This is a genomic window from Vibrio penaeicida, from assembly GCF_030689305.1.
Taxonomy (GTDB): domain Bacteria; phylum Pseudomonadota; class Gammaproteobacteria; order Enterobacterales; family Vibrionaceae; genus Vibrio; species Vibrio penaeicida_B.
Genome location: NZ_JAUYVM010000002.1, coordinates 502,429 through 517,219, shown reverse-complemented (window position 1 = coordinate 517,219; position 14,791 = coordinate 502,429). Strand labels below are relative to the sequence as shown.

Below are 14,791 nucleotides of genomic sequence, written 5' to 3'. Positions count from 1 at the left end.
TTCACTCTCTTGCTAAACTAGTTGAGAGCGATCTTCCCTGCTTTTAAATCAATAGCCGACCCATTTATTGCAATTTGATTGCCTTTAATATTGATTTCGCCAGAACTAGACATCGTTATCGATGCACCTCCAACTTTAATCTCAATATTCTTACCTGCGCTCAGGGATAATACTTCTCCTACGTCGATACTGAGGTTTTTCCCTACGTTATGCGCTTCATTGTTATTCACCGTTTCAACTTTGTCTTTTTCCACCAAGATATCGGCACTGTCTTCAACAACAGACTGAAAGTCTTTTTGTGAATGTAGGTAAACCAACTCTTTTCCTGGCTTATCATCAAATCTCAATTCATTAAAATCACTCGCACCACCTTTTACACTTCGGCTCTTAATACCACTTTGCGTTTTTTTATCTGGAAGCGCATATGGGGTTGCATTGGCACCGTTATACAGCGCCCCCATAACAATAGGTTGGTCAGGATCTCCGTTAATAAATTCAACGATTACTTCCTGCCCTACACGAGGAATAAATGTACTGCCCCAACCGTTTCCGGCACTTTGCTGGGCAACACGGATCCAACAAGAGCTTTGTGCATCTCGCTTTCCCTCACGATCCCAATGAAACTGGACCTTGATTCGACCATGTTTATCTACATGAATATCGCCTTCAGAAGGTCCTGTAACTATGGCCGTCTGGATACCTTGAACTCTCGGCTTTCCAAGAGGAATGGATGGTCTAAAGAGCTTTTTAACATCCATACAATAGAACTGAATTTCAACGCCCTGTGCCGAGTTGCCATGGCTACCAGTCTGATTAAAAACAGACGCGTTTATGGACACATGAGAAAGAACAAACTCTTTACCAACAAAGGCTTTATCTTCGTGATCTTCAAATTTGAATGTTTGCCCTGTAGTAAATGTGCGACAACTTGAATTACCAGAAAAGACTTGGCTTTCTCTTTGCAATGACTCAAGGATATGTTGATTGCGAAACGCATACTTATCGGCAGTTTCTTCTTCACCCATGTACTCGTAATATTCACTCATGGGTGGAGTGTAAGACACAGGCGTCATTAATACATTGTGGCTCGGTAAGCTATTTGGTTTGAGCATATCGAAGCCAGATAAACAGCTTGCTTTAGTCGTAATAGTTTGTGTTTCTTGCCAAGAAGATATGTGAGCTTGTTCTGAGCTCCCTGTGGTATGAATAACTTCAGCTTCGGCACTCGGTTGGTAAAAGCTCAAGTCATCAAATAGTTCTAACTTGTGACCCGATTCCTCATGAAGAAAGCTAAAACCAATCCCCTCTTCAGCCAAAAGTCTTAATATAAAATCGAGGTCAGTTTCGTTATATTGAACTTTAAATGTGTACTTCGAATAAGACTTATTGAGCTTTAAATTAAACTCAACAGCATGTTCACCCAATAATAAAGATACAATTTCTTTAACATCTTTATTTTGGAAGATTCGACTATTTTTCCGATAAGAACAAAGCGCTAATCTAGGCTGAATAGTTAGCTCAATGTCTTTATAATTTTCACCGTCATTACTCGAAGAGACTCGACTACCTATAATACGGGCGCTAGTAACAACACCGTGGAAATATCTAGGCGTATCTGTTACTGCTATAGAATTGTCCATTAGAATGACAGCTGGCCTACCAATTATTTGGCTAAGTTCACCTTGAGTGCCGTTAAAATAGGCTAAAGCTTGTAGTGAGAAAAGTTCTGAAAGCCCTTCATAATATTGAAAGCTATTCAGAATTATTGTGTCATACCCAAATGCGGTGGATATTTTTATAAAATTATTACTTTGTGTCGCTTTTTTCATTACAAACTTCTTACTAAGTTAAACAAGTGCGGGACAAAACTGCCCCGCAACATGAATTACATTTGCTGACCTTTAACGCCGCTGTAACCGTAAACAAGAGGAGCAACAACGTTGTTCTTGTCATCAGTTGGAGTAACAGTCATCATCATTTCTGTGTAAGAAATAGTGATTGTCTCAACTGGACGGTCGTCTTGGATAGAAACTGCGTAGTTTGAAATCATTGCATCAGTAAGTTCGATCTTCATGATTTCTTCCACTTTTTCACCTTGCTTAGTGATGTGGAATACAGCTGGTTTACCTTTACCGATTGTCGCTTCTTTGAATAGATCTGGAGAAGCGCGGTCTTGCAGTTTAGTGATAGTCAAGTCGTACAAACGAGTAGAGCTTGCTTCACGATCTTGAGCAGTACCTGTGTAAGAAGTAATTTCACGACCTACGCTCCAATCAACAGAAAGTAGAGTGATCAGATCCTTGTACTGCTCAGCAGTAGCTTCACCTTTAATATCCGCGTATTTAAGGTATGTATTTGCCTGCATGCTAATCTCCTATAGCATTGATAAATTCAACTCATATTTATGAGCAAGTAATTGCCCTTAACCAAATAAATTAGTGAAGGGTTGTTAATTATAAATTAGTCATTTGCGACTGATTGAATACGCGTTTTTATAACTTATATTCAATCAATTTAATAGCTTAAATTAATAAAAAAGCACTTAATTTGAATTGCACCGCAATTAAATTTGCTATTGATAATTCGCTTATTCGACATTTATAGAAATAGTATTTACATCACCTAAAACTGCCACTTTATTAATAGCTTTATCGTTAGAAATTGCGTTTAAAACTTCATCAGATATTTTTGGCAATAAGCTGTTTTGAATAATGGTTTGGATAGCTCTAGCGCCACTACCCTCTTCATTGCAATTGTCAATCAAACTGGAAATCAACTCATCAGAATAATCGAATTCTGCGTTATAGTTTGATGAAATACGCTTTCCAATTTTATTCAATTGAATTTTTGCAATACCTTGTAGCACCTCTCGGTTAAGAGGAATATATGGAATCACATTTACTCGACCTAAGAAGGCGGGTTTAAAGCTTTCCAACAAATCGTCTCGTAGTGCCGTCTTTAAACCATCAATGTCTGGGGCTAGTTCAGGGTCTTGGAATAGCTCCATTGTCGTATCTGTACCAGCATTGGACGTCATGATGATGATGGTGTTTCTAAAATCAATATCACGACCCTCGCCGTCTTTGATGGTTCCTTTATCAAAGACTTGATAAAACACATCTTGGACACCTGGGTGAGCTTTTTCCATTTCGTCTAAAAGAATAACGCTATATGGTTTTCTTCTAACAGCTTCCGTAAGTACTCCACCTTCCCCATACCCAACATACCCTGGAGGTGACCCCAGTAGTAATGAAACTTTGTGTTCTTCTTTAAACTCAGACATGTTGATGACAGTGACATTTTCCTCACTACCATAAACCTGTTCAGCAATCGCTAGCGCGGATTCTGTTTTACCTACGCCACTTGGTCCAGTAAGAAAAAATATACCATTTGGCTTAGTTTCTTCATTAAGTTGGGCACGTGCGGTTTTGATGACTTCCGACATCGTATGTAATGCATGATCTTGACCAACAACGCGTTCACACAACGTGTCTTTTAATGATAAAAGACTATTAATCTCATCGTTTTGAAGTTTTCCTAGCGGGATTCCCGTCCAGTCAGACACGATCTCAGAGACCAGTGCTTCGTTAACGTGTGAAAAGACCATTGGCGTCTTGTTTTCTGCCAGGGTTGCTTCAACTTCTACTAACCTTTCTAAAGCACCTTCTTTTTTCTCTTCAAGAACTTCGATCTTCAATTGCTTGGATTCGTCTACCAAGTTTGATTCTGTTTCCCAGACCGTTTTCAGTTCTGCGATTTCGATCGTTAAAGTATCGCTTTCTTCGTTTAGTGCAGCTAAAACCTCGGTGTGAGCATGACCAAGTGCCTGCTCTTTTTCGAGCTGGGCGATTTGTGCTGTTTTTTGTTCTAATGTCTTCTCAAGAGACTCAAGCTGCCCCGGTGTCCCAGACTGGCTTAGTGCCACTCTTGAACACGCTGTATCGAGGACTGAAACGGCTTTGTCCGGTAGTTGACGTCCATTAATATAGCGATTAGATAGATACACTGCCGCTTTTAAGGCTTCATTTGTAATATGTACGCCGTGGTGTTCTTCCATAACTGGCACAAGTCCACGAAGCATTTCTACAGCGAGTTCAGGAGCAGGTTCATCCACTTGAACAACTTGGAATCGTCGGGTTAACGCAGCGTCTTTCTCTACATATTTTTTGTATTCAGCCCACGTTGTCGCGGCAATGGTTCTCAATTCTCCTCGAGCCAAAGCTGGCTTAAGAATGTTTGCGGCATCGCTTTGACCTGCTTGCCCACCACTTCCTATTAGCCCATGAGCTTCATCGATGAACATGATAATTGGTGTCGGTGATTCATTGACTTCTTTAACAACTGACTTTAGTCGATTCTCAAATTCACCTTTCATTCCTGCGCCAGCTTGGAGTAATGCTAGGTCAAGTGACTTAATCGAAACACCTTGAAGCGCTGGAGGAACATCCCCTTGCACAACTTTGAGCGCAAGACCCTCAACTACCGCAGTTTTACCAACACCGGCTTCACCCGTTAAGATTGGGTTGTTTTGACGGCGTCTGAGTAAAATATCTATCATCAGTCGGATTTCGTTATCTCGACCTACAACAGGATCGATGTCTCCCTTCTTTGCCTGCTCCGTTAAATCAATGGTAAATTGGTCCAAAGATTTTGTAGATGCTTTCTGCGTTGGCGCTTTTTCTGCAACACTTCGCTCTTCGCTTTTCCAAAATTGCAGTAACGTTTCTGGAGTGACTTTATCTAGCTCATTACCAAAGGCGGATGAAACCGCAAATAATGTATCGTCATTCAACAATGCGTAAACCAGGTGCACAATATCGATCTGTTCATCTGAGAAATCGATACTTGAAGCCATCCACGCACTTTTTAAGATAGTTACGGTATGTGCAGATAAGCCTGGTACGGTTTGGCAGCCTGTTTTGAGTTTTTCTAGGCTCTTTTGAATGTCATCTTCTAACTTGAATACATTTAAATTGAAATGATCAGATAGAGTCTGAATTGTCGAGCCTTGCTGCTGAAGTATCGAAATTAGCCAGTGTGTCATTTCAATACTGTGATGAGTTCGGCTGCTCGCTAGTGCTGCCGCTTGTTCTAATGAAGATTTAGCATCACTAGAAAGCCTCTCTACTAACGCGGTTAGAGATAAAGATGTCATTGATATTTCCTTATATATCGCCTAACTGATATTGCTTAAATTCGAATTGTGATGGTGCCGCTTTCTGAACGTTTGTGAGGTGCCAGTACGCTTCCCAATGCTAGCCTTCCTCCCCCTTTTTTCAGTTGTACTTTAGGAAGGTGTTTGTATTGGGCGGTGAGGCTCCATTCAACCGAAGCGGTATTCCCAAGTAAGTCTTTGCACAACGCCTTAATTTCACGAATTCGTTCGCCATTGGGCATCATGCCGTATACCTGTTCTTGCCCTTTAGCAACAAACTCAACCATGAATCCTGCATTGACATTCCATGCTTTTCTTCCAAGACTCGCCCCGCGTCCAAGTTCTGAATACTGCCCTTCAGGTAGGCGTTTAGAACACAAACGCGTTTGCTCACATTCCGTTAGATGCATCCACTTCCCTTTAAAGTCGCGAATAATCACATCGCAACCGGAAAGAGATTCCATGCATGCTTGGACCGATCCTCGGCTTTTTACGGGCTGGCTAAATAAGCCCCCCCAATGAATTGCTCTGTTGCCCAAGTCTCCCGTCAAGGATCCTAAGACTTGATTCCATGATGAAAACTCATTCACAGAAACTTTTCGGTGCTGTACCGCCGGTTGGAAACTTTGCCAAGTTCGATAGAAAAGAGACAAAATTCGGTGGTTAAAAATGTCTAAAAAATCCTGTAGCGTAGGATCGTTATCCTTGAGTCTTTGTAAAATCAATTCACTATAATGTTTGGGTAAAACACCATTTTCACCCGTTAACCCAATCAGATTCGTCATTACGATTAAGCTTTGATTGCGCTTTGATTCCACGGTTGTGAATTCACCAACTTCGTATCCCAACTGTTGAGCAACTTTCAGTTCTATGGTTTCTTGACTTGGTAAATGGTCGGTCCCTAAATTCGCATTAGACTTCAAATAAAACTGTTCAATTAAGTGCAGAGATTCAAAAAGCTGCTCTTTGTCTAGCGCCTCTATAAAGTTTTCTCGCTTCATAGCAGTACCTTTTCACCACATAATGCAGGCCAGCAATGGAATACATCACCCGACCCTTTCAAAGTAATGCGTAGCTTTGTAAATGTGTTGATCTCTGCAAATTGAGCAAAGTATGTCGATAGAACATTTCCCAGTAAGAATATTTGTTCTTTAGATTGTGCACTTTCAGAAACTTCGAGAGTAATTTCAGTTCCGTGGCAAAAGCCCACTCGACCCTTTTGATTCACGCGTCCAGTTGCTGGCTCGACTTTCATCGACACAATAGAGTCGATCATTGACTTAGACTCTGGCGACGCTTTGAAGGCGTACAAATTCAATGTCTCTCTTAACGTTTGTAGCCCGCCGTCATCTGAAAAGTGGGACAACGTAAGTAACTTGGCGAATTGCCATCGTGAGCTTGAATCCATTGAAGGTCTTATGGTTTCCGTCGGAGCAACTAAACATCGTAAGCTGTCAAAATTATCTTTGACATCAGGCATATTTACATTTGGCATACCGCCGCCGAAAGGCAGTTTTTTGGGAAGATTTCGGTTACAACACCAAGCCTGTGCCGACATGACCCAATTGTCGCTTCCTTCAGGCGCGAAAATTTTATGATCTTTATCTATAAATGAAACGTAAACATCACGCCCGGGTTCATCAAAACCTCCCGCCCAGCTTTTGTCTTCTCTTCTCATGGTCCAAAAAATCTCATGCTCAGAAAGATAGTTTGTATGCTCTCCGGCATAAAATGGTGGAAGGCTTTGGTATTTCATTTGCCAGCTTCGCACACCAATTTCTTGAATACTGACTACTTCTGTCGTATCAGGTTCTAAATGCTCAGGGTGCAACGGAAATTCGTATTCCGACGCAACCACTCTTGTCGGCTCCATAGCATGACTGAACATATTGATGACGGGTGTACAGCCTAGTAAGACACTATCTTTTGTGACTTGCTTTTCCAACCAATCGCAACTCTGATCGAAGTAAATCCAAATCTCAGCTTCATCATTCCTACCAAACCAAACTGGATCGAGGCTAACGAGATCCGAAAAAAGAAACTTCTCAGGAAACAAGAAATATTCAACCAACAACCGGCTTCCAACAAAACTACGCTTACTATAAGGAACGACCGAAAATTCATCGGTATATCCTACAGGGCTAACGTGCCTTGGCGTAAGCTGGCGCGTTGTTTCGTCATCAACTACAACTGCCATACCAATCGAAGATTGCAGCAATAATTGCAGTAGGCGATAAGAAACTTGTGGCTGTCCGTTAAAGAAAAGCCGCAATGAATCGAAATCCAATTGGCTCAATTCGATTTCTTTACTCGCACCTTTTAACGTGAGCTTTAAAACCGATTTTGCTTCTTTCTCAATATCCAATAGCTGCCCACGAAAAGGGGCATTTTCAAACGATGCTTCACTAATATTTATTGGCAATACATCTGTTTTGTAACATGTTTTGAACTGACAAGACTTAAACCCGGGCGCTTCAAGTGAGACAGCCTCACCTTGTTTAACGGTTACTTTCGACGTAGCCGATTCATCACTGTCTATTTTGATCACACTCATCGAGGGAATAGGTGCATGAAAATCGGGGAATAGCTGCCCGATCAGAGCTTCCGTCAACTGAGGAAAACTGTTGTCTAAGCTTTGCCTAATTTGTGCAGTCAGAAAGGCGCAGCCCTCCAAAATCCTAGCTACATGTGGATCTTCTACTTGTTCTTCACTAAGTTTCAACCTTGCTGCAATTTTAGGATAAGTGCTTCCAAACTCCTGACCTTTATGACGCAAGTAAGCAAGTTCGCGATTGTAATACTTAAGAAACTCATCACTCATGCTGTTTCACTCACTTTAATTCCTAGGCTGACTGGCTCTACTTCTGAATCCAACACCAATTCATGATGCTTTTGTCCAAGCTCATAAACAGCACTTATTCGCAGCCGTAACACTCGTTCAACATCATCTTTGTCGTTGATTATTGACACGGAAACATCCTTAAACCTTGGCTCAAATTCCAGTAGCGTATCTTTTACAATTTTGCAGAGGTGCTGCTGTCCATCTTTGCTACTAAATGGCATAGATGAAAAGTCAGGTAAACCATAAGTAAGCAGAGACTGTCTAAGTTCGGGCAAAGAGTTGTCTACTTTTACCCAACTTAGTCTTGTATTTAATAGCGCTTCCACATCTCTAATTAAGCCACGGACAATCTGTTGATTGTTAAGCGGAAAATGCACATCTTCGGTATTTCTAGGGTCATGATCAATTAGCTTGTCCAATAGAGAAACACCACTACTAACGTGAGCACGCTTTTCCATAATGGCTTACTACGCTTCAGCGGTTTGCGGTGCTGATTCAATAGAGGTAACCGTAGCTAACGGCAACGCTCCTTCTCCGGCTAACCACACTTTTTGCCCTAAGCCAGCGAATACCACTTCCCCTGATACAGGTTTCCAATCGGTTTCTTTTCCGAGTTTATTGCCAGCAGTTTCGCTACGAGCATAGGTCAGCGGAATGTGAGCTTCGCCTTCAATTACGCCCTTAATTTCAAACTCAACAGGACGCCAAACCGTCTCTAACAGGTTGGTGGCTGGTTTGATATTGAGGTAAACCAATTGATCTAGTGGTGCTAGGTAGTAGTTGCCTGTTGAACTGAATAATTCAATAAAGCCGTTAAGAGAGTCATCTATATCGCGGACATCTTCGTATTGCGTGCCATTGATTAGTAATGGGGTACTAGGTCGTAGCTCTTCAAGCACCTTACTAATTGATTCAACATCCTCTTCTTTTTGTTCATGGATCGCTAAATTCAATTCAGTCAGCTTTGCATATTGCTCTTCATTAGAACCAAGGAAGTTCGCTGTCGCTCCGCCTTGGAAGAAATCTACTCGCGCCTGAGCGGCTTTAACTAAATGTCTAATCTGGCTAGCACCAGCCAAAAACTCCGGGAACAATTTTATTGCTTGCATTAACTGTTCGTCTGCTCGCTCTAACTGCCCGTCTATACTCAAAAGTTCAATGAAATAGCTACGAAGGGCTGCATCTTTTGGGTTTGATTTAATAGACTGAATTACAGAATCAATCGTTTCTTGTAACTTTGCTTGACGTAGCAATTGCTGCCAATCTGACATGTGACTTTCCTTATTTAAAACGCTTTATCTGGAGAGAGCTCTGTGATTAACCGAACACTTGAGACCATTTGATCAAGTTGAAAATGCGGCCTTAAATGTAATATTGAATAGTAGTGTCCGGGACTACCTTGTTTTTCTTTTACTTGGATTCGAGCCTCGTTGAGCGGGTACTTAGCCCTTAATTCATCTGAAGCTTCATCTGACGCTGTTGTATATTGATGCAGCCAACGTTGAAAATCGCTTTCAATTGTCACTGCATTTTGGTAACTCCCGACCTTATCTCTTCCCATTACTTTTATGTAATGGGCAATACGCGCAACACAAAGGGTATATTGCAGCATTGAAGAAAGTCGTGAGTTAACCGTAATTCCTTTTTCTTCGAACAACTTGGGTTTATGCAACGATGAGTTCGAAGTAAAAGCAATAAGTGGGCTATCTGGTACGGGTGATAATGGTATAAAACCACAATCCGAGAGTGCCAACTCTCTCGACTCAGACACCTGATAGTTTACCGGAGAACGATATCGCTTAGCTTTTCCCGGGAATTGAGTTTGGCTATTTACAGGAGGCACAATAACACCCTGCCCATAACTTCCCGCTTTAAGCCCTCTGATATGAGCAAACCACCCTGATTCGCTATAAGCTCTTAAAACCGTGGCGGCGAAACAGTAAGATGCACTTCCCCAAAGAAAATCACTTTCTGAATCACTCACTTTTTCTTTAAACGCGAAAGCTTCCAATCGACTTCCGTCATATTTATATGGCTGCCTCATCAAAACATAAGGTACGGTAACTGCAACAAATTTGGCATCTTCACTTGCTCTTACTGCGCGCCAGTTCTCATATTCCAATTGGTCGAATTGGGCTTGCACATCCAAGATCGTTGCCAGCTCGGAAAACGTATCGACACCAAACAAACTCGGCGTCGCAGACACTAAAAATGGACAAAAAGCAGCAGCCGCTGTTTGAGCAATCTTCCGGATTAGCGTCATGTCTCTATCAAGCTTATTCGTTCCCGCTTGATGTGAAATGCAATAGTCTCCAACAATCAACCCAAATGGTTCTCCACCAGGCGTAGAAAATTCATTCTGATAGATAAGCTTGAATAGACTACTTTGATCAAATTCTATTGCGCGCTGACTATCACGCCGTAACTCTTCCCAACTGCATGACAATATTTTGATTTTTGATTCTTGTTCAGAACCAAAACTTTCTTTCTGATTAACTAAATACTGTACACCACGCCAGCTTGATTCTAATTGCTGAAAGCAATCATCATGAAGAATCACGTTCAATTGCTCATTCAAGATTTCGTCGATCAAATCAATCACGCTTATTAAGCTTTGATTCATATCTTCAGAATTAGAAATATTGTTAGCATCACACCAAAATCGCAGTGAATGTGAGTCAGACTGAATATCTAAGAATCGATCTATCCAGAGAGCATCTAACGTTGGTTCGTTTGGCTTCTGTACGTCATGAACAAGCTGCTCTGGATCTGCAAATTGAAGTTCTGTCATAATTATTGTGGCTGACCCGAAGGTCAGCCATTTTTATCATTAGCTTCCTGACTCAGGAATTTTCGCAACTAAGCGCAATGATGCAGTCAGTTCTTCCATTTGCAGCCACGGCTTCAACCATGCAACGGCATTGTATGAACCTGGGCTTCCTGGAATTTCTTTTACTTCCACTTTTGCGTCTGCCAAAGGATATCTTGCACGAATTTCCTGACCACCACCTTCCGATGCATTCACATAAGTTAGGATCCAGCGGTTTAGCCAAGTTTCAACATCTTCCGCTTCCATAAAGCTACCAATCTTGTCTCGCGCCATCACTTTCAAGTAATGAGCAAAACGAGATGTCGCCATCATATAAGGAAGACGAGCCGAAATTGCAGCGTTTGCCGTCGCATCTGGGTTATCGTATTTCGCAGGTTTTTGACAAGTTTGAGCACCGAAGAATACAGCGTAATTCGTATTCTTATAATGACAAAGAGGCAAGAAGCCAAGTTTACCTAGCTCAGACTCACGACGGTCTGTAATCCCAATTTCTGTTGGGCACTTCATGTCTGGATCGCCATCATCACTCTGGAAAAAGTGTGTTGGTAAGTTTTCAACACGACCACCGCCTTCAGCACCACGAATAGCAGTACAGAATCCATATTTCGCGAATGCGTCCGTAAGCTTAGCACCCATTACATAGGATGAGTTCATCCAGCAGTAATCATTATGTTGGGCATTGATTGCAACACCTGATACTGGGTCTACATCAAACTCTTCATAACCAAACTCTTCAACAGGTGCTGTTGCTTCACCATATGGAAGACGAGCAAGTACTTTAGGCATCGTTAGAGAAACAAAACGAGAATCATCGCTTTCACGGAATGAACGCCACTGCGCATATTCTAGAGATTCAAATACTTTCTCGAGATCACGAGGCTTAGATAATTCAGTCCATTCGTCAAAGCCAAACAATGCTGGCGAAGCGGCGGATAGGAAAGGCGCAAAACCTGCGGCGGCTACATTAGACATTAAGCCTAATGTCTCAATATCTTCAGGGTGGTTAGTGAATTCGTAATCACCGATAATGGCACCATAAGGTTCACCACCGGCACTACCGAACTCAGATTCATAAACTTTCTTGAAGATCTGGCTTTGGTCGAACTCTACCGCTTTACTCAGATCTTTGTGCAACTCTTTTTTAGTCAGACTCATTAATCGAATCTTAAGAGTTGAACTGGTTTCTGAGTTAGACGTAAGGTAATGTAATCCGCGCCATGTACCCTCAAGCTTTTGAAGTTCAGGGTGGTGCATAACTTCAGCAAGCTGTTTAGAAATCTTAGCGTCTAGTGCTGAAATTGCTTCGCGGAACGTTACCGTTAAGTTCTTGTTCCATGTAACTGTACCTTTCATCGCTTCTTCAGTTAATGTTTTGATTAACTCTTCAGCACGAGAAGCCTCGGTTTGCTTAGTTGCACCGATAGCTTGGTCTAAGAAAGATACGCTCTGTTCACCAGTAGTGGGATCTAACTGCTGCTCAGTTTGAGTGCTCATTTACTCACCTCCTTCTTTCTTATCACCAGAACCATCTTCGTTCAGGTTCAATTCACCCGCCAACTGACTCAAGTTGTCGGTATTATTCAGAACAGATTCAAGGACATCTTCAAGCTCCTCTGAACGGTCCACTTTTGTCATAAGATCACGAAGCTTATTACGCGTTTCCATTAACTTACGTAGCGGGTCAACTTGGTTAACAATCGATGCCGGCTCAAAGTCCTTCAGAGATTTAAACTGAAGATCAACGCTGAACGTTGAGTCATCATCAGCCAACTTATTGTCAACCTTGAAAGAAAGACTCGGGCTCATTTTTTTCAAAACATCATCGAAATTGTCTCGATCAATTTGAATGAAGCGACGATCTTTCAAAGGCTTCAGAGCTTCAGTGTTATGGCCTGCAAAATCACCCATAACGCCTAGAACAAAAGGCAACTCTTTTTTCAGTGAAGCATTTTCAGTTTCTACATCGTACGTAATATGGACACGAGGCTTCCTTACTCGTGACAGTTTCGAGTGGATACTCGTCATAGGACTCTCCCTTTTTTGTTATTCACCATTTTGGTCTACTATGCCAACCAAACGGAAGTAGCCATTTTTGGCTTCTCCATCAGAAATAAGCTCTGCCAGTAGCTCTGGCAAAGGCATATCACACCACCTCACCACCTGTTCGATTGAGTACGAAACGGGAGAGTGCGGTTCAGTTTCTTTAAAAAAATCGGCTATCTTTTGCAATTGTTCAATTGCGTGTTCTCTTGAAGCTAAATTGGCTGCCAGTAGTTGCCCGGCTTGAACTGGCGCACTTGCTTCGTTAGTTTCAGATTCTTCTAAATCTGCAGGTAAATCTTCCAATACAGGTTCAGCTTCCACTGTAAGCTTGTCGCCCGCCAAGTGATTAAGCGCAGACTGGATAGCTTCAAGCTTCTTTTGAATATGAGAGCTAGGCATAACCTCACCACAGGCTTCATCCATGGAGTGGCTGTATCGGTCAAATGCTGCAATTGCCTGTTCTAGTTCGCTTCCCAACTGCAGATAAAACTCTTTCGATGTTTGCGCTACTGCATCTTGAATGGACTTGAGATCAACTGCCCCTGAATCAATTTTTTGACGTTTCTTGTCTTCGTCTAATCGCTCTAAATCGATGGCCTGCTGGTATTCCCAGTAAGCATAGGACTGACCTGTATAAGCTTCTGTTAGTGGAATGGAGGAAATAGGAAACAGTAGAGTCCCTTCTTTTTCCATACCATTCAGACCAATAATTGGTGTGACGCGTGTTTCTATCCCATCTTCGTCGGGCATTGGATGCAGTGTTTCCCAAAACCCTTCAATCAGGCCGGCAGCCAGCGAGTAACCTTCTGCAAAACCTTTGAATCCATACGCTCGGGTCATCGCTTCGATTAACCATGCAACGAGTTCTAAATCTTTGGATTGCCCGGTAAGTTGCTCAGGCACTGTCTCTAAGAAAGCACTCCAAAGATTTACATAGCTCAATAGTGGTTCTTCTGAAATGATCGCATTTCGCTCTTCATTTCGAGCAACCATTCTCAAGTCTTTTAAGCGAAAATATGCAGACTGAGGGCTGATATCTGATCTTGGATCTGTACCCGACGGGAGCTCAGAAGAAATAGGCAACAGTGCCTGCTCAATCCATTCAAAATCTGACGCTTCATACACCATGGTTAGCGACCTCTAGCAAAAATAGGGACGGTTGCGTCATTCGACTGTGCGACTTCTGCGGAATACTCAGCTGCCATCGCCTTGATAAGTGCGCATGTCACGTTGTCTTGCGCACCGCGAACTAACGCGGAATGCATTAAGGCTAAACCTGACTGGCTCACTGCATCAGCTTGTAACGTTCGTGATATTTCTGAGTTGTTAAGCTCTTTGGTTAATCCATCACTACACAGAAGAAACTGATCGCCAGGCACCAACTGACCCGAGACCTGATCTATAACAACATCGGGTTCAACACCAATTGCTCTGGTTATTACATTAGCCAGCGGATGGCTCTCTGCATCATCGAAGTTCAATAACCCTTGATCAACCAAGTCCATAACTTGGCTGTGATCACGAGTTTTTTGTACAAGTTGGTTGTCTCTCATCAAGTAAATTCGACTGTCTCCTACCCATAGGCAGTGATAGAAGCCATCTTGTATGTACAACAAAACCAACGTTGTACCCATGGTTTTACCGTCGAGGTTTGATTTTGCGTATTCATAAATTGACTGGTTAGCTTGGAGTACCGCACGTCTTAGATCGTCAATGGCAAAGTCTTGATGCTCATTTGCATACTTTTCAATTGTATCGACCAACATTTGACTCGCGATGTCACCAGCTTCATGCCCTCCCATTCCATCTGCTACTACCCAAACTCTTTTAGCGGACAAATCAAGAAGCGAGTCTTCGTTGTAAGGTCTCACTTTCCCTGGGTGGGTTTTTGAAAAGGTAAAGATATTCCAATTCATAATGT

At 42.2% G+C, this 14,791-nt stretch carries 12 protein-coding genes; all 12 read right to left on the bottom strand.

From position 1 onward, the window contains the following. Positions 1-17: 17 nt before the first annotated feature. Entirely contained in the window at positions 18-1,829 is a 1,812-nt protein-coding gene (gene tssI, locus Q8W40_RS05395) for a type VI secretion system tip protein TssI/VgrG (RefSeq protein WP_305396210.1), read from the bottom strand. Positions 1,830-1,885: 56 nt separating this feature from the next. Continuing rightward, positions 1,886-2,365 carry an Hcp family type VI secretion system effector gene (locus tag Q8W40_RS05390; protein ID WP_101115393.1) on the bottom strand — a complete coding sequence of 160 codons (480 nt, stop codon included), beginning with the start codon at positions 2,363-2,365 and terminating at the stop codon, positions 1,886-1,888. Between the two features lie 222 nt (positions 2,366-2,587). Then, entirely contained in the window at positions 2,588-5,155 is a 2,568-nt protein-coding gene (tssH, locus tag Q8W40_RS05385) for a type VI secretion system ATPase TssH (protein ID WP_305396209.1), read from the bottom strand. A gap of 35 nt (positions 5,156-5,190) precedes the next feature. Next, positions 5,191-6,156 (bottom strand): type VI secretion system baseplate subunit TssG, encoded by a 966-nt coding sequence (gene tssG, locus Q8W40_RS05380; protein WP_305396208.1) that lies wholly within the window; start codon positions 6,154-6,156, stop codon positions 5,191-5,193. Beyond that, on the bottom strand, positions 6,153-7,976 hold the full coding sequence (gene tssF / locus Q8W40_RS05375) for a type VI secretion system baseplate subunit TssF (RefSeq protein WP_305396207.1): 1,824 nt from the start codon (positions 7,974-7,976) through the stop codon (positions 6,153-6,155). The genes tssG and tssF overlap by 4 nt, the downstream gene beginning before the upstream one ends. Continuing rightward, positions 7,973-8,455 (bottom strand): type VI secretion system baseplate subunit TssE, encoded by a 483-nt coding sequence (gene tssE, locus Q8W40_RS05370; protein ID WP_305396206.1) that lies wholly within the window; start codon positions 8,453-8,455, stop codon positions 7,973-7,975. Before tssE ends, tssF begins: the two co-directional genes overlap by 4 nt. 9 nt (positions 8,456-8,464) lie before the next feature. Beyond that, a complete protein-coding gene (locus tag Q8W40_RS05365; RefSeq protein WP_305396205.1) occupies positions 8,465-9,268 on the bottom strand; it encodes a type VI secretion system accessory protein TagJ in 804 nt (267 codons plus the stop codon). Positions 9,269-9,282: 14 nt separating this feature from the next. After that, entirely contained in the window at positions 9,283-10,788 is a 1,506-nt protein-coding gene (gene tssC, locus Q8W40_RS05360; protein ID WP_305396204.1) for a type VI secretion system contractile sheath large subunit, read from the bottom strand. A gap of 39 nt (positions 10,789-10,827) precedes the next feature. After that, positions 10,828-12,321, bottom strand: coding sequence for a type VI secretion system contractile sheath large subunit (tssC, locus tag Q8W40_RS05355; protein ID WP_305396203.1), 1,494 nt, complete (start codon positions 12,319-12,321; stop codon positions 10,828-10,830). After that, positions 12,322-12,852 carry a type VI secretion system contractile sheath small subunit gene (tssB, locus tag Q8W40_RS05350; RefSeq protein ID WP_305396202.1) on the bottom strand — a complete coding sequence of 177 codons (531 nt, stop codon included), beginning with the start codon at positions 12,850-12,852 and terminating at the stop codon, positions 12,322-12,324. It abuts the gene before it with no gap. 18 nt (positions 12,853-12,870) lie between these two features. Beyond that, a complete protein-coding gene (gene tssA / locus Q8W40_RS05345) occupies positions 12,871-13,998 on the bottom strand; it encodes a type VI secretion system protein TssA (protein ID WP_305396201.1) in 1,128 nt (375 codons plus the stop codon). Positions 13,999-14,000: 2 nt separating this feature from the next. Beyond that, positions 14,001-14,786: a PP2C family protein-serine/threonine phosphatase gene (locus Q8W40_RS05340; RefSeq protein ID WP_101115383.1), complete on the bottom strand. Its 786-nt coding sequence runs from the start codon at positions 14,784-14,786 to the stop codon at positions 14,001-14,003. Positions 14,787-14,791 lie beyond the last annotated feature (5 nt).

Bases quoted from the DNA above. Each gene is read 5' to 3' on its own strand.
- tssI (WP_305396210.1), bottom strand. From the start codon at position 1,829: ATGAAAAAAGCGACACAAAGTAATAATTTTATAAAAATATCCACCGCA.
- Q8W40_RS05390 (WP_101115393.1), bottom strand. From the start codon at position 2,365: ATGCAGGCAAATACATACCTTAAATACGCGGATATTAAAGGTGAAGCT.
- tssH (WP_305396209.1), bottom strand. From the start codon at position 5,155: ATGACATCTTTATCTCTAACCGCGTTAGTAGAGAGGCTTTCTAGTGAT.
- tssG (WP_305396208.1), bottom strand. From the start codon at position 6,156: ATGAAGCGAGAAAACTTTATAGAGGCGCTAGACAAAGAGCAGCTTTTT.
- tssF (WP_305396207.1), bottom strand. From the start codon at position 7,976: ATGAGTGATGAGTTTCTTAAGTATTACAATCGCGAACTTGCTTACTTG.
- tssE (WP_305396206.1), bottom strand. From the start codon at position 8,455: ATGGAAAAGCGTGCTCACGTTAGTAGTGGTGTTTCTCTATTGGACAAG.
- Q8W40_RS05365 (WP_305396205.1), bottom strand. From the start codon at position 9,268: ATGTCAGATTGGCAGCAATTGCTACGTCAAGCAAAGTTACAAGAAACG.
- tssC (WP_305396204.1), bottom strand. From the start codon at position 10,788: ATGACAGAACTTCAATTTGCAGATCCAGAGCAGCTTGTTCATGACGTA.
- tssC (WP_305396203.1), bottom strand. From the start codon at position 12,321: ATGAGCACTCAAACTGAGCAGCAGTTAGATCCCACTACTGGTGAACAG.
- tssB (WP_305396202.1), bottom strand. From the start codon at position 12,852: ATGACGAGTATCCACTCGAAACTGTCACGAGTAAGGAAGCCTCGTGTC.
- tssA (WP_305396201.1), bottom strand. From the start codon at position 13,998: ATGGTGTATGAAGCGTCAGATTTTGAATGGATTGAGCAGGCACTGTTG.
- Q8W40_RS05340 (WP_101115383.1), bottom strand. From the start codon at position 14,786: ATGAATTGGAATATCTTTACCTTTTCAAAAACCCACCCAGGGAAAGTG.